Raw genomic sequence first — 16,639 nt, 5'->3', positions numbered from 1 at the left:
CCATGAGCCTGCTCGCTGACGCCCCTCCCGCCGTCCCCCCGGACGCCGCCACCCAGGTCATCGCCCAGGGCCCCACCACCCTGTGCGGCCGGCCCCTCGGGGAGATCCTCCGCCGCACCAGCGGCCTCACCGAGGACAAGCTCCAGGAGGCGCTGCAGCTCCAGGCCGACAAGGGTGGCCGGCTGGGGGAGGTCCTCGTGGGCCTCAAGGCCCTGAGCGAGGAGGAGGTGGCCAAGGCGCTCGGGCTCCAGCTGGACCTGCCCTACCTGGCGCGCATCTTCATCGAGGAGATCGATCCGGAGCTCATCAAGCGCGTGCCCATCAACTTCGCCAAGCAGGCGCGCATCCTGCCGCTGTCCGTGGAGGAGGGGGCCGTGGCGCTCGCGGTGGCGGATCCCCTGGACACCACGGTGTTGGATCACGCGCGCATGCTGCTCGGCCAGGACGTGCTGCCGCGCATCGCGCTCGCCTCCACCATCGTGGACGCCATCAACAGCGTCTATGACCGCGCCACCAACGAGGCCGAGCAGCTCGTGGGCGAGTTGGAGGCGCAGGACCTGGACTCGATCGCCCAGGAGATCGACGAGGTCAAGGATCTCATCGACGTGGAGGGAGACGAGGCCCCGGTCATCCGGCTCGTCAACTCGGTGCTCTTCCGCGCCGCCAAGGAGCGCGCGAGCGACATCCACATCGAGCCCATGGAGCGCGAGCTCATGGTGCGCTTCCGCGTGGACGGCGTGCTGCAGGAGATCATCAAGCCGCCCAAGCGCTACCAGAGCGCCATCGTCAGCCGCGTGAAGGTCATGGGGCAGCTGAACATCGCGGAGAAGCGCCTGCCGCAGGACGGCCGCATCCGCATCAAGATGGCCGGCCGCGACATCGACATCCGTCTGTCCACCATCCCCACCACGTATGGCGAGCGCATCGTCATGCGACTGCTCGACAAGAACACCACGCTCCTGGATCTGACCGAGCTGGGCATGGCCAAGAGCATGCTCGATCAGATGGAGCACCTCATCCGGCGCCCGCACGGCATCGTCCTGGTGACGGGCCCCACCGGTAGCGGCAAGACGACCACGCTCTATGGCGCGCTCTCGCGCATCAACACCCCGGACCTGAACATCCTCACCGTCGAGGACCCGGTCGAGTACCAGCTCAAGGGCATCGGCCAGATGGCCATCAGCCCGAAGATCGGCCTGACGTTCGCCCAGGGGCTGCGCTCCTTCCTGCGTCAGGACCCGGACGTCATCATGGTGGGCGAGATCCGCGACAAGGAGACGGCGGAAATCGCCATCCAGGCGTCGCTCACGGGCCACCTGGTGTTCTCCACGGTGCACACCAACGACGCGGCGAGCGCCATCACCCGTCTGGTGGACATGGGCGTGGAACCCTTCCTCGTGGCCTCCTCGCTCACCGGCGTGCTCGCCCAGCGTCTGGTGCGCCGCGTGTGCCCGGACTGCCGCGTGCAGTACACGCCCACCGACGAGGAGCTGCGCGAGATCAGCCTCAACCGCGCGACGCTCAAGGAGCGCCACGGGGTGGAGAAGATCTACAAGGCCGCCGGGTGCACGTCCTGCAGCCAGAACGGCTACCGCGGCCGTACGGGCATCTACGAGCTGCTCTTCGTGGACGACACCGTGCGCCAGCTCGCCCTGAAGAACGTGGACTCCTCCACCATCAAGAAGGCCGCCATGAGCAATGGCATGCACACGCTGCTGGACGACGGCGCGCGCAAGATCGCCCTGGGCGAGACGACCATCGCCGAGGTGCTGAGCATCACCCAAGAGGATCTCTAAGGGACACGCCGCGGCCCCCGGTGGGGCGCGCGGCCCCACCGAGTGAGCCACCATGCCAGTGTTCGAGTACAAGGCCCTCGATTCGGCCGGAAAATCCATCCGCGGGATGTTGGAAGCGGACTCTGCCAAGACCCTGCGCTCGCAGCTGCGCAAGGACAACAAGTTCCTCACCGAGGTCATCGGCCAGGCCGACGGCAACCGGGCCGCGGTGCGCAAGGGCGCCAACGCGGCCCAGGCCGACCGCGAGGTGAACTTCGGCAAGCTGGCGCGCGGCCGCATCAGCACCGATGACATCGCCATCACCACGCGCCAGCTCGCGACCCTGCTGGGCGCGGGCGTCACCCTGGTGGAGGCGCTCACCGCGCTGGTGGATCAGGTGGAGAAGGAGCGGCTCAAGCTCATCCTCTCCGAGGTGAAGAGCCGGGTGAACGAGGGCTCCTCGCTCGCCGACGCGCTCGCCACGCACCAGAAGGTGTTCGGCTCGCTCTACGTGAACATGATCCGCGCCGGCGAGCACTCGGGCGCGCTCGACAAGGTGCTCATGCGCCTGGCCGACTTCACCGAGAGCCAGTCCAAGCTGCAGCAGAAGATCGTCGGCACCATGACCTACCCGGCCATCATGGTGCTGGTGGGCGTGGGCATCCTCACCCTGCTCATGGTGGTGGTCATCCCCAAGGTGACGAAGATCTTCACCACCATGAAGGCCACCCTGCCCTGGACCACGCGCCTGCTCATCTGGACGAGCACCATGCTGCAGGACTGGTGGTTCATCATCTTCCCCACGCTCTTCGCCATCATCTTCGGCCTGACGTCCTACTTCCGCAGCCCCAAGGGCAAGCCGGTGTGGGACCGCTACGCGCTCAAGGCCCCCATCTTCGGGGGGCTGCTGCGGCTGCTGGCCATCTCCCGCTTCGCGCGCACGCTCGCCACCCTGCTCAAGAGCGGCGTGCCCCTGCTCACCGCCATGGACATCACCAAGGCGGTCATCACCAACTCGGTGCTGGCCGACGTGGTGGAGAAGGCGCGCGATGCCATCCGCGAGGGCGAGAGCATCGCCACGCCCCTCAAGCGCTCGGGCGAGTTCCCGCCGCTCGTCTACCACATGGTGTCGATTGGCGAGAAATCCGGCCAGCTCGAGGACATGCTCCTGTCCGTCGCGGACAACTACGAGAACCAGGTCAACGTGCGCATCGGCGCCCTCACCTCCATGCTCGAGCCCCTGCTCACGGTGTTCATGGGCGTGATGATTGCATTCGTGGCCTTCTCGGTCCTGATGCCGATTCTCCAGGTGAACTCGGCCATCCGGTGACGGAGGTTCTCGCGATGAACGACACGCTCGACCGGTGGATCCAGCGCGTCACGCTCGCGGCGCTGCTCGCCCTCACGGCGGCGCTGCTCACGGTGGGGGCCTTGTTGTATGCCGCTCCCTCCAAGGCCGGCCCGCCGGACGCCGGCAGCCGGACCCAGGACATTTTGACAGGAACACGGCGTTGAACCCCCCGGGGCAATTGCCGAAAAGTCACGAGAGGATGGACATGAGCGACACGAAGACGAAGCGACAGCAGCAGCGCCGCCGCCGCGGCATGACCCTCATCGAGATCATGGTGGTGATCACCATCCTCGGGCTCATCATGGCCGCGGTGGGTGTGTCCGTGATTCCCAAGCTCGAGGAGGCCAAGCAGGACACGGCCCGGCTGGACATCAAGAACATCCAGAGCGCGCTCAAGCTCTACTACACGAAGAAGGGCAAGTACCCCGACACGGGCACCGGCCTGCGCGCCCTGGTGGAGACGCAGAACCTGGACAAGATCCCCCTGGACCCGTGGGGCCACGAGTACGTGTACATGAACGAGGGCGGCAAGCCCGTCCTCATCTCCTACGGCGCCGACGGCACGCAGGGGGGAGAGGGTCCCGACGCGGACATCTCCTCGCGCGACGCCACGGCCCAGAAGTAGCAAGGACAAGACGCCCATGACCACCGAGCACGCCACCACTACCCCGCGCCTCGCCGAGCCGACCGCCGCACGCCCGACGCGCACGGGGCGGCTCATCGTCGCGGGCGTCATCGTCGCGGGCTCGGCGGGGGCCTTCGCCATCGCCAGCCTCACCTTCGACAAGACGCTCACCCCCCTGCAGCGTCAGGCGCGCGCGGAGATCCGCGGGCTGGAGGGCTACTTCAAGTCCTTCCACCGCATCACCGGGCGCTTCCCCTCGCAGGCGGAGAACTTCTATCCGCTCCTGCAGGTGGGGCTCATCAAGGAGATTCCCCAGGATCCCTGGGGCAATGCGTACCAGTACCGGATGAGCGAGAAGGGCAACGGCTACATCATGTCCTACGGCTCGGACGGGGTGGCGGGCGGGAGCGGAGACGCGGCGGACCTCATCAGTGGCGGGGTGCTCGACAACGCCATGGTGGGCACCGAGGAGCAGCAACGGCAGGCCGCCCAGGAGGAAGCGCGATGAACAGCGCGCGGGCCGTGCGCCGGACCCGCGAGCGCGGGCTGACGCTCATCGAGATGTCCATCGCGCTGGGGATCGCCGCGGTGCTCTTCGCCGCCGTCACCGTGTCCGTGGGCGCCATCACCGGCGCCAAGGCCAAGGCGTCCGCGAGCGAGCTGGCCGGTGTCATCCGCTCGCTGTACGACACCGCCGCGCTCACCGGCAAGACGTGCCGGCTCGTCTTCGAGCTGGCGGATCCGAAGACCGAGGAAGGCGTGTCGCGCTACCGCGCCGAGTGCGCCGCGGGCAACGTGACCACCGCGCGCGACCGCGACACGCAGCTGCGCGAGGACGACACCGCCCGCGAGGACGCGAAGAAGGGCCGGCCCCGGAACGATCCGCGCCGCAACTTCACCCGGGGCGACGACGACGAGCCCGGCCTGGACGAGCTGATGGCCCAGGAGCAGGACCGGGTGGAGAACGCCGCGCGCTTCTCCGAGTTCACCGGCGAGGAGATTTCTCCCCGGCAGTTGCCCGCGGGGGTGAACGTGTCCGTGTGGACGCGCCACCAGCGCGAGCCCGCGGACAAGGGCCTGGCCTACCTCTACTTCTTTCCCCAGGGCTTCACGGAGAAGGCCCAGGTGTACGTGCGCCAGGGAGAGAACGTGTGGACGCTCGCCATCTCTCCGCTGACGGGCAAGGTCAACATCGTGGGCGAGGCGCTGGAGGTTCCCCGGTCATGAGACGCACACGTGGCTTCACCCTGTTGGAGACGGTGGTGGCGCTCGCCATCCTGGCGCTCGCGCTCATGGCCATCTTCGACATCAACTCCGGCGCGGTGGCCAACCACGCCTACGCCAAGAAGCTCACCGTGGCCACGCTCCTGGCCCGCTCGAAGATGACGGACCTGGAGCAGAAGCTCTACGACGAGGGCTTCTCCAACGACGATCAGGAGGAGTCGGGCGACTTCTCCGCGGAGGGGTGGGAGGGCTTCAAGTGGCGGGCGAAGATCATCGCCCCGCAGACGGAGGGGGTGTCGCCCGAGCAGCTCATCGGCGCCATCTTCAACCTGCCCATCGGCGAGGGCGGGGACCTGAGCGGCCTGGCCTCCATGTTCGGCGGCGGGGGCACGGGCAAGGACGGCTCGAGCAGCTCCCAGACGACGGCCAACCCGATGGCGGGCGCGGCGATGGGCATGGCCCAGCCCATGTTCACGCAGATGGTGCAGCAGATCACCCAGACGGTGCGCGAGCTGCACCTCACGGTGTACTGGCGCGAGGGCACGCAGGTGGAGAGCCTGGATCTCGTCACGCACATGGTGTCGCTGGGGCCGGGCTCGGACCGCAATGGCGGCTTCCAGCCCAACAACGGCACGCAGCCTCCCGGGATGTCCGAGCAGTGGGTGGACCCGGCCACGGGCTTCATCGTGCAGAACGCGGCTCCCGGCCCCAACGGGCAGATGATCAACCCGGCCAACGGCCAGCCGCTCATGCGGCGCACCGACTTCCTGTCGCGCTCGGGTGGCCGGGGCGGGGGTCAGCCAGGCGCGGGAGGAATCGTGCCGGGCGGCGGCCAGTTGCAAGGGAGGACGCGATGAGAAGGGCTTCCCGACGGGGCTTCACGCTGCTGGAGATCATGATCGCCGTGGCCATCACCGCGCTGATGGGCGCGATGGTGAGCATGGCCTTCCAGACGGGCTTCCACGCCAAGGAAGTGGTGGAGACGGAAGCGGACCACTACCGCATGCTGCGCGCGGCGATGAACCGCATGGCGCGGGAGATCGGCTCGGCGTACGTGAGCGACCGCTACGACGGCTCGCGCTTCCGGGACCAGAACGACCGGCCCACCAACTTCATCGGCGAGTCGGACTCGCTGACCTTCACCACCTTCGCGCACCAGCGGCTGTACACGGACGCCAAGGAGTCGGACCAGGCCGTGGTGGAGTACTCGCTGCAGACGTCCACGGAGCGCGGGGCCAACGGCCGCATGGATCTGATGCGGCGGGAGAACCCGAACATCGGGGACCGGATGGATCGCGGCGGCACCACGGACGTGCTCTTCGAGGGAGCCAAGAAGGTGGAGTTCGAATATTGGGACTCGGAGCGCAAGGAGTGGGAGGACGAGTGGGACACCCGGCGCACGGAGAAGAAGTCCATCCTCCCCACGCGCGTGCGCATCACCCTGGTGGCGCTCGACGAGAACGGCAAGGAAGTCCGCTACTCCACCCAGACCCGTGTGATGCTCAACACGGAACTCCCCAGGTTCTGACGATGACGACCCCCCAGAACAGCAACGGCGAGCGGACGGCGGCCCGCCGCTCCGCCCGGTCCTCGCGACGGGAGCGGGGCGTGGCGCTCATCATCGCGGTGGTGTCCATCACCCTGCTCACCGTGGTGGCCACGGAGTTCGCCTACAACACGCGCGTGGACCTGCAGCTCGCCACCAACCAGCGCGACGAGGTGCAGGCGCTGTACATGGCCCGCTCGGGCGTGGCGCTGTCGCGTCTGTTGTTGCGCTTCCAGAAGCAGGTGGACCAGACGCCCATCCCCAACATCGGCGGCATCCTCAGCAGCATCACCGGAGGAGGCACGCCGCCCGGAGGGCAGCAGCCCGCGTCCTCGCTCAACATCCAGCTGTGGAAGCTGGCGCGCGTGGACTGCCACATGCTCAAGGGCATGGTGGCCAGTGGCGGTGAGGGCGCCGAGGAGGAAGAGAAGGCCCCCGCCCCCACGCTCCACGAGGACGAGGAGGGAGAAGGCGCCGCCGAGCTGGCCGTCACGGGCGCGCGGCGCTCCTTCGGCAGCTTCAGCGGCTGCTTCCTGTCCACCATCCAGGACGAGGAGGAGAAGCTCAACCTCTTGCGCCTCAACGCGGGCCAGGGAGATGCCATGCCCACGGCGATGCGCCTGTTGGACATGCTCAGCGACAAGCGCTTCGAGTTCCTGTTCTCGCGCGAGGACGCCAACCGCGTGCGCGTCAGTCCGCAGGACGTGGTCATCGCCATCCGCGACTGGATGGACGACAACAAGACGCAGTCCGCGCTGGATCTCGTTTCGGCCTCGGGCCCCTTCGCCGATGGCTTCTCCGACGAGGGCTCGCCCTACAGCCGCTACGAGCCGCGCTACGAGCCGAAGAACTCGCGCTTCGACAGCCTGGACGAGCTGTACCGGGTGCATGGCGTGAACGACCGCTTCATGGCCGCGTTCCGGGATCGGCTCACGGTGTACCCGGACATGAATGCCAAGCCCAACGTCAACACGGATGATCCGCTGATGATGCACATGGCCATCCTGTCGGCGGCGGACCCGGCGCGGCCGGATCCCCGCTTGAAGGATCCGGTGTTCGTGCAGGAGCTCATCTCGCGCATCCGCGCGGCGCGGGCCTTCAGCTTCTTCGGCATGGGCGTGGCGGACTTCGTGACCGCCATCGAGGCCGCGGGCATCGCCGTCAATCCGAACATCAAGGCGAACGTGGCGGGCAACCGCTTCCTGAGTGACAAGACGACGACGTTCAGCATCAAGTCCGTGGGTGAGGCAGGCTCGGTCCAGAAGACCCTGACCGCCGTCATCCGGCTCGACGACGGGCTGGGCAAGCTCGTCTACTGGAGAGAGGAATAGACATGGCCCGGATTCTGGGTCTGGACCTGGGCAGCCACGCGGTGAAGGGGCTGCTGTTGGATACGAGCACACGGGGCGCGGCCGTGAAGGCCTTCGTCGAGGTGCGCCGCGCCGCGGAGGGTGACCGTCAGGAGACGCTGCGTCAGGCGCTGCGCGCGCTGCTCGAGCACCAGGAGCTGAGCCACCCCGACCAGGTGGTGGTGGCACTGCCCGGCCCCACCCTGGCCACCCACCAGCTCTCCCTGCCCTTCACCGATCCCAAGCGCATCGAGGCCACCATCCCCTTCGAGGTGGAGAGCCAGATTCCGTTCGATCTGGGCGAGGCCATCTACGACTACCAGATCGCCACGCAGGTGAAGGACAAGGGGAGCGAGCTGCTGGTGGGCGTGGTGCGCCGCGAGGAGCTGGCCACGCTCATGGGGCTGCTCAACGAGGTGGGGGTGGATCCGCGGGTGGTGACGCACCCGGGCATCACCTACCAGAACATGCTCTTGCAGCAGGGCGTGGACGAGGAGACGGTGGCCATCGTGGACATCGGCCACGAGCGCACGACGCTGGCCATTGGCCGGCCCGGGATGGGCGTGGAGTTCGCGCGCACCTTCTCCGGAGGCGGGTTGAACCTCAGCCGCGCGCTGGCCGCCGAGTTCCAGACGCCGCTGCAGGAGGCCCACCACTGGAAGGAGACGCACGGGGCGCTGGCGAGCGCGGCCCAGGCACAGGGGCCGGACGGGGAGCGGGCCGCGGCGGCGTTCGTGCGCGGCCTGCAGCCGGTGCTGCGCGAGCTGCGTCCGTCCTTCAAGTCCTTCACCGCGCGCACGCGCCGGCAGGTGACGGCGGTGCTGGTCTGCGGAGGCACGGCGCGCATCCCCGGGATCGCCGAGCAGTTGACGCGGGATCTGGGCATTCCCGCCAAGGTGGTGACGCTGCCCCAGGAGGCCGCGGCCGCCGTGCCCCCCGGGGCTCAGCCGCTGGCGGCGCAGGCCTACTCGCTGGCGCTGCGGGGCCAGGCCTCGGGCGCCAAGGCCCCGCGCTTCAACCTGCGCCGGGGCGAGTTCGCCTTCAAGGGCGACTACGACTACCTGAAGGACAAGATGGGCCTTTTGGCCTCGTTTGGCGTCACCCTGCTGCTGCTGCTCATCGCCAGCGGCGTGGTGCGCAACTCGGTGCTGGCGCGGCGCGAGGCGCAGGTGGACAAGGTGCTGTGTGACGTCACCCAGCGCATCCTCGGCTCGTGCGAGAAGAACTACGACATCGCGCTCAACCGGCTCAAGGGCGTGGAGAGCCCCGCCGCGGCGCTGCCGAAGCTGTCGGCGGTGAACCTGCTGGCGGAGCTGACGCAGCGGGTGCCGGCGGACGTGGCGGTGACGTTCGACCGCATCGACATCGACCTGGAGCGCATCAGCGTGCGCGGCGTGACGGACAGCTCCAAGCAGATCGACACCATCGCCGCCGCGCTCCGGGGCCACCGCTGCTTCAAGGAAGTGAAGGAGGGCAAGGTGGAGAAGACCCGCGAGGGCAACAAGGTCTCCTTCCGCCTGGACATCCAGGTGCAGTGCGCCGAGCAGCTCCAGGCGAGAGAGGGCTAGGACATGGAACAGCTCAAGACACTCCTCAACGACGCCCGCGTCTGGTTCGAGCGGCTGAGCACCCGCGAGCGCCGCATGGTGATGGCCACGGGCGGCGCGGTGGCGGCCTTCGTGGTGTTCCTCATCTTCTTCTCCTTCTCCAACACGGCCAACAGCTACCGCAAGCGCACGGACCAGAAGCTGGAGAAGCTGCGCGAGGTGCAGGTGCTCGCGGCCAGCTACCGCGAGGCCGCCCAGGAGCGCCAGGCCATGGAGCAGCAGCTCACCGGCGGCGACGTGCGCCTGATGAGCTACGTGGAGGAGAAGGCCACGCTCTCGGGGCTGACCGTGCCGAACATGACGCCCAAGAACGACGTGGCCCTGGGTGACGGGCAGATCGTCGAGAGCTCGGTGGAGCTGACGTTCACCGACGTGGACATCCAGAAGCTGCATGACTTCCTGATGGCGGTGGAGCGCGGACCGGGCGTGGTGAAGGTGAAGAACCTGCGCCTGGAGCCCCACGACGCCACCGAAACCCTGACGGCGTGGACGACCGTCGCCACCTACAAGCTGAAGCCGCAATAACCATGGCAACCGAGACCAAGATCGCACGCTGGAAGCTGGTGCTGGGCTACGGGGCGTTCTCGCTCGTGGCCTTCGTGCTGTGCCTGCTGCTCACCTTCCCCTATGACACCTTGCGCGCGCGCGCCGTGGGCACGGCGGCGGACGCGGGGTATGCGCTGCGCATCGGCTCGCTGCGACCCGGGCTCTTCGGGCTGACGGCCACCCAGGTGCGCCTGAGCAAGGTGCCCAACGGCATGACGCCCGAGCTGCACAGCATGTTGGAGAGCAACTCGGGCATGCTGCCTGGCCCCGAGGAGCTCGGCGAGCCGCTGACCATCGACTCGGTGGCGGTGCGGCCGGCGCTGTTCCCGCTCGGGGTGGCCTTCCGCGCCAGCCTGCTGGGTGGCAGCGCCAGCGGCAGCGTGGGTGGATTGAGCGACGTGAAGGTGGCGGTGAAGCTGTCGGACCTGGATCCCTCGGGAGGCAACCTCAAGGGCTTCAGCGGCTTGGATCTGGTGGGCAAGCTCAATGGCTCGCTCGACCTCACCCTGCCGAAGACCCGGGGACAGCCGGACCTGAGCCAGGCCAATGGCCAGCTGTCGCTGGACTCGCGCGGGCTCATCATCCAGGGCGGCAACGTCACCGTGCCCATGTACGGCACGCCCACGCCCATGGACCTGCCGCGCATCGCCCTGGGTGACATCGACGCGCGCATCCGCATCGAGAAGGGCCTGGGCACCGTGGAGGCCCTGCAGAGCAAGAGCGAGGACCTCGAGGTCCAGGGCTCGGGGACGCTGAAGCTCGGCCAGCGGCTGGACGTGAGCCAGCCCGACATGGAGATCAAGCTCGGCGCCGAGCCGGAGTTCGTCAAGCGGCTGGGGCTGATCGGCGCGGGCCTGACCATCCTGCCCGCGGACAAGACCAACCCGAAGTTCCGCGTGGCGCACCTGTCGGGCTTCCTCAACCGGCCCACCTTCGGCCCGGCCCGCCAGCAGCTGCGCTAGTTCACCTCCGGGGGGACGCTCGCCGAGTCCCCGTGCCGCCGCCCAGGTGCTCGACGCCTCGCGGTGCCCGCTTCCCCCCACCCCCTGACAAGCCCCCCACGCACGAGTTGTCCCCTCCGAGCCCTCACGGCCCGGTGGACGCCCGTGCGTTGGCTTGAAATACCTGCATATGCAGGTAACATGAGGGGCATGCGTCTTTTTTCCCTCTCGCTCCCTCTTCTCGTTCTCCTGGCGGGGTGCGCCGCCACACGCCCGCCGGGGAAGGCCACCGGGGACGGGCTCTCCACGGCGGCCCCGTTCAGCACGGTCTCGGAACTCGCGACGCAGGAGGGGGACGCGACGTTCACCCACTACCGATTCAGTGATGGGACGGTGCTGCCGGAGGTGCGTATCCACTACGCCACCGCGGGGACTCCGCGACGCGACGCGACGGGCCGGGTGACGAACGCGGTGCTGCTCCTGCACTGGACCGGTTCGAGCGGCGAGGTGCTGCGCGGCAAGCCCTTCGTCGAAGAGCTGTTCGCTCCCGGCAAGCCGCTCGACGCGACGAAGTACTTCCTGATCTTCCCCGACAGCATCGGGCACGGGCGCTCGAGCAAGCCGAGTGACGGCGCACGCGCCCGGTTTCCCGCCTACGGCTATCGGGACATGGTGGACCTCCAGCACCGGGTCGTCACGGAGACACTCGGCATCGAGAGGCTTCACGCCATCATCGGCGTCTCCATGGGCGGAATGAACGCCTGGATGTGGGGCGAGCTGTACCCCGAGGCCGTCGAGGCCTTGATGCCCATCGTGTCGCTCCCGACGCGGCTCTCCGGCCGCAACCTGCTGTGGCGCCGCTTCGTCACGCAGCAGATCCGCGGAGATCCCGACTGGAAGGGCGGCGACTACGCGGCGTCGCCGAGAGGCTGGCGGGAAGCGTTCCCGGTCTTTCGCATGCTCCTGGATGGAGTGCCGCATCTCCAGGCCACGATTCCGGATGGTGCCGCGGCCGACGCCTTCATCCGAGAGGCCAGGACCCAGGCGGCCCGGACCGATGCCAATGACATCCTGTACGCCCTCGAGTCATCGGCGGACTACGACCCGGAACCCGCGCTCGGAGAGATCCAGGCCAAGGTCTTCGCGCTCAACTTCTCGGATGACGAGTTCAATCCCGTGGCGCTGCACACCCTGGAGCGCTTGATGCCCCGCGTGAAACGGGGCCGCTTCGTCATCCAGGAAGGCCATGAGCACTCGTTCGGACACTTCACGCAGGCCCACCCCGAACTGTGGGCGGAGCAGGTCGCGTCCTTCCTGGCATACGTCGAGGAAGCGCCCGAATGAAGACCGCGCCCCACCCGCCAGGTGACGGCCTACCGGCGGCGTTTCGCGGCGGCCTTCCCGGTGGTGCCCACCCCATCGCCCAGGTGTGTGCGAACGACGGCGGACATCATCTCGCGCAAGGTGGCGGCCTGGGTGTCACCGAACTCCTGCTCGAACCGGACCTGGGCCCGAAGCCAGAGAGCCCGGGCCTTCTCGCGGACGGCTTCGCCTCGCGGCGTCAGGGCGATGACACGCCTGCGGCGATCCGTGCCCACCTGAAGCTCGACGAACCCCTCCTTGAGCAGCGGCCGGAGGTTGTGCGTGAGCGTCGAGGGATCCATGAAGAGCTGCTCGGCGAGTTCCTTCACCGTCCGCGGCCCCTGCGTGTACACGCGGTTGAGGATCGAGTACTGCGTCGTTCGAATGCCACTCGGCGCGAGCGCCTGATCGTAGAACTGGGTGACGTGACGGGACGCCTGCCTCAGCGCCAGGCAATTGCACGGTGTCTGGGTGGACTCTTCATCGAAGGGCATGTTGGCGCTCCACGTCGGAGTGTAGCCACTCGCAACAGCCGTTTCATGCGGAACGTGAGGACGCGCCGCGACGCGCGACCCGAGGAGGAATGCACATGAGCCCGCGCAAGTTGCACCATGCCTGGCTGGTTGCCGCCGCCGTGTTCGTCGTCTTGCTGTGCGCGGCCGGAGTGCGCGCGACCCCGAGCGTGTTCATCGTCCCGCTCGAGCGGGAGTTCGGCTGGAGCCGGACGCTCGTCTCCGGGGCCGTGTCCCTCAACCTCGTGCTCTACGGGCTCGTCGGTCCCTTCGCCGCCGCGATCATGCAACGCTTTGGCATTCGCCGGACGGTGATCGTCTCGCTCGTCATCATCGCGGTGGGGGTGGCGCTGACGAACCTGATGAACACGCCATGGCAGCTCTTCGCGTTCTGGGGAGTGCTCGTGGGGCTGGGGACGGGGACGACCGCCATGGTGCTCGGCGCGACGGTCGTGCACCGCTGGTTCGTGGCCCGTCGCGGGCTCGTCATGGGGATGCTCACCGCCAGCACGGCGACGGGTCAACTCATCTTCCTGCCCATCCTCGCGGCCATGGTCGAGCGCCACGGATGGCGCCTCGTCTCGCTCGGCATCGCCGCCGTCGTCGCGCTGGTGGTACCGCTCGTGGCGCTCGTCGTGCGAGACCGCCCCTCGGATGTGGGACTGCGGCCCTACGGCGCCGAGCCCGGCGTGGAAGAGCAGGCGGCCCCCACCACGAATCCCCTGGTGAACGCACTCGCCACCCTGGGCCGCGCCTCCAGGCGCGGTGACTTCTGGCTGCTCGCGGGGAGCTTCTTCATCTGTGGGGCGACGACGAATGGACTGGTGGGGACGCACCTGGTGCCCGCGTGCATGGACCACGGGATTCCCGAGGTGCGCGCCGCCGGACTGCTGGCGGTGATGGGAGTCTTCGATCTCGTGGGCACGACCACGAGCGGATGGCTGTCGGACCGCTATGACAACCGGTGGCTGCTCTTCTGGTACTACGGCTTGAGAGGACTCGCGCTGCTCTACCTGCCCGCGGCGTTCGGGATGTCGTTCCTGGGACTTCCCGTGTTCGCGATCTTCTATGGCCTGGATTGGATCGCCACGGTGCCGCCGACCGTCCGTCTCACGACCCAGACCCTGGGGCCCGCGGACGGACCCATCGCCTTCGGCTGGATCGTCGCCGCGCATCAGGTGGGCGCCGGGGCCGGAGCCCTGAGCGCCGGCGTGATTCGCACGAGCCTGGCGACGTACACGCCGGCCTGGGTGGTTGCCGGCGTCATCTGCATGGCCGCCTCCCTGCTCGTTCTGCGCATCGGCCGCGGCTCGCCTCGTGCACCCGTGGCCGCGGAGCCCGCATGAGCGGAGATGGCAGCACGCTCGCCCCCGGAAACTGACTCTTGGAGTCGGCCTGCTCGGGTCTACCTCAAAAATGGCCTTCTCCAGTTGCGAGCCCCCTGCTTCACGGGATAGGAGGGGCGCTCGATTTGTCAGCGAGGGCTGCCATGCCGGAGTTGGTGTTCTTTCGTCGGGGCGAGGAGGTTTTGCGGGTTGGACTGGGACGCGAGCGCATGGTGCTCGGTCGTGGCGACAAGAGTGATGTCGTCATTCCCGATCCAGAGGTGAGCCGTCAGCAGGCGGCGCTCGTCTTCGATGGGACGCGGTGCACCCTGGAGGACCTGTCGGGCAAGGGGACCCAGGTGGGTGGCGCCTCATTGACCCGCGGGGAGTTGGCGGATGGGGCGGACATCTCGCTGGGCCAGTGGCGCGCCGTGTTCCGGCTCCACGGCAGCAGCGAGTCCGAGGGGCCCACCGAGGTGGGTTCGCGCACGGAGCTTCAAGCCAGGGACTCCGTGTCGCGCTGGCAGCCCGCCCAGGTACGCATCAAGCAGGGGATCAACGAGACCGTCCACAAGCTCCAGGGCGACAGCTTCACCGTGGGCAAGGATGCCTCGTGTGACCTGGTGGTGCAGGATTCCTTCATCTCCGGCCGCCACCTCAAGGTGGTGCGCCGGGACGGTCTCTTCCAGGTAGTGGATACCAACTCCACCAATGGGACCTGGCTGGGCCCGGTGCGCGTCTTCGAGGTACAGGTGGGCCTGCCCACCACGCTGCGTCTGGGACAGACGGAGCTCACGCTCGAGCCCGTCACCGCGGCCCGTCGCGAGCAGTCCTTCCATGGACTCATCGGCAACGACGCGTCCGTGAAGCAGCTCGTGGAGCTCATCCAACGGGTGGCGCCCTCGTCCGCCGCGGTGGCCATCCTCGGCGAGTCCGGCACCGGCAAGGAGCTGGTGGCCCGGGCCCTCCACGAGTGCTCCCAGCGCTCCGACAAGGCCTTCATCCCCGTCAACTGCGCGGCCATCTCCAAGGAGCTCATCGAGAGCGAGCTGTTCGGCCACGAGAAGGGCTCGTTCACCGGCGCCACCAACGCGCGCAAGGGCGCCTTCGAGGAGGCCGACGGCGGAACCCTCTTCCTGGACGAGATTGGTGAGCTGCCGCTGGACCTGCAGGCCAAGCTGCTGCGCGCGCTGGAGAACGGGGAGATCAAGCGCGTGGGCGCCAGCCGCCCCGTCAACGTGGACGTGCGCGTGGTGGCCGCCACCAACCGGGATCTGCTGTCGTCCGTGCGCGAGGGCCGCTTCCGCGAGGATCTCTACTACCGCCTGTGCGTGGTGCCCCTGCACCTGCCACCCCTGCGCAGCCGGCGCGGCGACATCCTCCCCTTGGCCGAGCACTTCCTGCGCATGTACTCGCCGCGGGGGCAGACGGTGCGCCTGTCCCAGACGGCCATCGATCGGCTCCAGCAGCACGCCTGGCCGGGCAACATCCGCGAGCTGCGCAACGTGGTGCACCGGGGCCTGTTGCTGCGCATGGGCGCCAACATCGAGCCGAGCGACATCACCTTCGACCAGGAGGTGAATCGCGAGACGGGCATCGCCGTGCCCGAGCTGCCTCCCGGCATGACGCTCGAGCAGATGCTGCTCAAGCTGGAGCGGCAGATCGTCGAGGCCGCCCTGCGCCGCTACAACAACAACCGCGAGCGCGTGGCGCGCGAGCTGGGCGTGGCCCGCTCCACCCTCTTCAAGCGCCTCAAGGAATGGGGCCTGACCCGACAGGAAGAAGACCCGGAATCGTAGAAAATTCCAGATAGTACGGATTTCCTTCCTCCAGAAGGGAGAGGCATCTATTCTGAGCTGTCGCGGAAAAAGCGATTAGATCCTTCTCGCGGCCCATCCGTTGCAACCCTCCAGGCACTCGATGAGGGTGCCGAGGAGGCAACACCATGGATGTAGCGGTCCTCCCTTTTCCGTCATTCACCGAGTTGTACCGACAGTACCGTACACGGGCCCTGGCCATCGCGCGCCGCATTGTGGGGGATGCGGATGACGCGGAAGACGTGGTCCAGGATGTCTTCGCACGCCTGGCCCAGCGTCCGAGCGGCTTCGATGGCCGCGCGTCGTCGAGCACGTGGTTGCACCGGGTGATGGTGAACAGCAGCATCAACTGGCTGCGAGCCCGGCGGCGCCGCGAGCGGTTGCGGCACGAGCCCGAGGAATCCGTCTCGCCCGAGGCGAGCGCGGTGGGCACCGAGATGCAGCGCCACTTCGAGCAGGCCCTGCGTCACGTGAGCGAGCAGCAGCGTCAGGTGCTGTGGCTGCGGGAGATGCGCGGCTACAGCTACCCGGAGATCGCCACCCTGCTGCGCATCCCCGAGGGCACGGTGAAGAGCGCCCTGCACCGGGGCCGCCAGCGGGCCCAGGCCGAGCTGGAAGAGCGCGGCCAGAAGCCCTGAAGCGAGGAGCGGAGGCAGAGG

The 16,639-nt window shown here is 68.2% G+C and carries 17 protein-coding genes; 16 read left to right on the top strand and 1 reads right to left on the bottom strand.

Going from position 1 to position 16,639, the window contains the following annotated elements:
• Nucleotides 1-2: 2 nt before the first annotated feature.
• The 13 genes from gspE to CYFUS_RS14105 all read left to right on the top strand — a co-directional run bounded on the left by gspE (nucleotide 3) and on the right by CYFUS_RS14105 (nucleotide 12,308).
• Nucleotides 3-1,796: a type II secretion system ATPase GspE gene (gspE, locus tag CYFUS_RS14160; protein ID WP_095985701.1), complete on the top strand. Its 1,794-nt coding sequence runs from the start codon at nucleotides 3-5 to the stop codon at nucleotides 1,794-1,796.
• Nucleotides 1,797-1,848: 52 nt separating this feature from the next.
• Nucleotides 1,849-3,105 (top strand): type II secretion system inner membrane protein GspF, encoded by a 1,257-nt coding sequence (gene gspF / locus CYFUS_RS14155; protein WP_095985700.1) that lies wholly within the window; start codon nucleotides 1,849-1,851, stop codon nucleotides 3,103-3,105.
• 14 nt (nucleotides 3,106-3,119) lie between these two features.
• A complete protein-coding gene (locus tag CYFUS_RS51715; protein WP_198316575.1) occupies nucleotides 3,120-3,290 on the top strand; it encodes a hypothetical protein in 171 nt (56 codons plus the stop codon).
• A gap of 41 nt (nucleotides 3,291-3,331) precedes the next feature.
• Complete coding sequence (gene gspG, locus CYFUS_RS14150; RefSeq protein ID WP_071899931.1) at nucleotides 3,332-3,751, top strand: type II secretion system major pseudopilin GspG; 420 nt, start codon at nucleotides 3,332-3,334, stop codon at nucleotides 3,749-3,751.
• Nucleotides 3,752-3,767: 16 nt separating this feature from the next.
• Nucleotides 3,768-4,259 (top strand): type II secretion system protein GspG, encoded by a 492-nt coding sequence (locus tag CYFUS_RS14145; RefSeq protein ID WP_095985699.1) that lies wholly within the window; start codon nucleotides 3,768-3,770, stop codon nucleotides 4,257-4,259.
• Nucleotides 4,256-4,978, top strand: coding sequence for a pilus assembly FimT family protein (locus CYFUS_RS14140; protein WP_095985698.1), 723 nt, complete (start codon nucleotides 4,256-4,258; stop codon nucleotides 4,976-4,978). Before CYFUS_RS14145 ends, CYFUS_RS14140 begins: the two co-directional genes overlap by 4 nt.
• The gene (locus CYFUS_RS14135) at nucleotides 4,975-5,832 is read left to right on the top strand and encodes a prepilin-type N-terminal cleavage/methylation domain-containing protein (protein WP_095985697.1); all 858 of its coding nucleotides are present in this window, start codon (nucleotides 4,975-4,977) and stop codon (nucleotides 5,830-5,832) included. Before CYFUS_RS14140 ends, CYFUS_RS14135 begins: the two co-directional genes overlap by 4 nt.
• Entirely contained in the window at nucleotides 5,829-6,503 is a 675-nt protein-coding gene (locus CYFUS_RS14130; protein WP_095985696.1) for a PulJ/GspJ family protein, read from the top strand. The genes CYFUS_RS14135 and CYFUS_RS14130 overlap by 4 nt, the downstream gene beginning before the upstream one ends.
• Nucleotides 6,504-6,505: 2 nt before the next feature.
• Nucleotides 6,506-7,852, top strand: coding sequence for a general secretion pathway protein GspK (locus CYFUS_RS14125; protein ID WP_095985695.1), 1,347 nt, complete (start codon nucleotides 6,506-6,508; stop codon nucleotides 7,850-7,852).
• A gap of 2 nt (nucleotides 7,853-7,854) precedes the next feature.
• Nucleotides 7,855-9,438, top strand: coding sequence for a pilus assembly protein PilM (gene pilM / locus CYFUS_RS14120; RefSeq protein WP_095985694.1), 1,584 nt, complete (start codon nucleotides 7,855-7,857; stop codon nucleotides 9,436-9,438).
• A gap of 3 nt (nucleotides 9,439-9,441) precedes the next feature.
• Entirely contained in the window at nucleotides 9,442-10,002 is a 561-nt protein-coding gene (gspM, locus tag CYFUS_RS14115) for a type II secretion system protein GspM (RefSeq protein WP_095985693.1), read from the top strand.
• A gap of 2 nt (nucleotides 10,003-10,004) precedes the next feature.
• Nucleotides 10,005-10,985 (top strand): type II secretion system protein GspN, encoded by a 981-nt coding sequence (gspN, locus tag CYFUS_RS14110; RefSeq protein ID WP_095985692.1) that lies wholly within the window; start codon nucleotides 10,005-10,007, stop codon nucleotides 10,983-10,985.
• Between the two features lie 189 nt (nucleotides 10,986-11,174).
• The gene (locus CYFUS_RS14105) at nucleotides 11,175-12,308 is read left to right on the top strand and encodes an alpha/beta fold hydrolase (RefSeq protein WP_095985691.1); all 1,134 of its coding nucleotides are present in this window, start codon (nucleotides 11,175-11,177) and stop codon (nucleotides 12,306-12,308) included.
• A gap of 29 nt (nucleotides 12,309-12,337) precedes the next feature.
• Here CYFUS_RS14105 and CYFUS_RS14100 read toward each other — a convergent pair whose 3' ends face one another.
• Nucleotides 12,338-12,820: a MarR family winged helix-turn-helix transcriptional regulator gene (locus tag CYFUS_RS14100; protein ID WP_095985690.1), complete on the bottom strand. Its 483-nt coding sequence runs from the start codon at nucleotides 12,818-12,820 to the stop codon at nucleotides 12,338-12,340.
• Between the two features lie 95 nt (nucleotides 12,821-12,915).
• Here CYFUS_RS14100 and CYFUS_RS14095 point away from each other — a divergent pair, with 95 nt between their 5' ends.
• The 3 genes from CYFUS_RS14095 to CYFUS_RS14085 all read left to right on the top strand — a co-directional run bounded on the left by CYFUS_RS14095 (nucleotide 12,916) and on the right by CYFUS_RS14085 (nucleotide 16,618).
• Complete coding sequence (locus tag CYFUS_RS14095) at nucleotides 12,916-14,184, top strand: MFS transporter (protein ID WP_095985689.1); 1,269 nt, start codon at nucleotides 12,916-12,918, stop codon at nucleotides 14,182-14,184.
• Between the two features lie 143 nt (nucleotides 14,185-14,327).
• Nucleotides 14,328-15,962, top strand: a complete 1,635-nt coding sequence (locus CYFUS_RS14090) for a sigma 54-interacting transcriptional regulator (RefSeq protein WP_095985688.1) — start codon at nucleotides 14,328-14,330, stop codon at nucleotides 15,960-15,962.
• Nucleotides 15,963-16,108: 146 nt separating this feature from the next.
• Nucleotides 16,109-16,618 (top strand): RNA polymerase sigma factor, encoded by a 510-nt coding sequence (locus CYFUS_RS14085; RefSeq protein ID WP_095985687.1) that lies wholly within the window; start codon nucleotides 16,109-16,111, stop codon nucleotides 16,616-16,618.
• Nucleotides 16,619-16,639 lie beyond the last annotated feature (21 nt).

Origin of the sequence: Cystobacter fuscus, from assembly GCF_002305875.1 — a bacterium.
GTDB classification, from domain to species: Bacteria; Myxococcota; Myxococcia; order Myxococcales; family Myxococcaceae; genus Cystobacter; species Cystobacter fuscus_A.
This window is presented reverse-complemented; position numbering and strand designations above follow the sequence as displayed.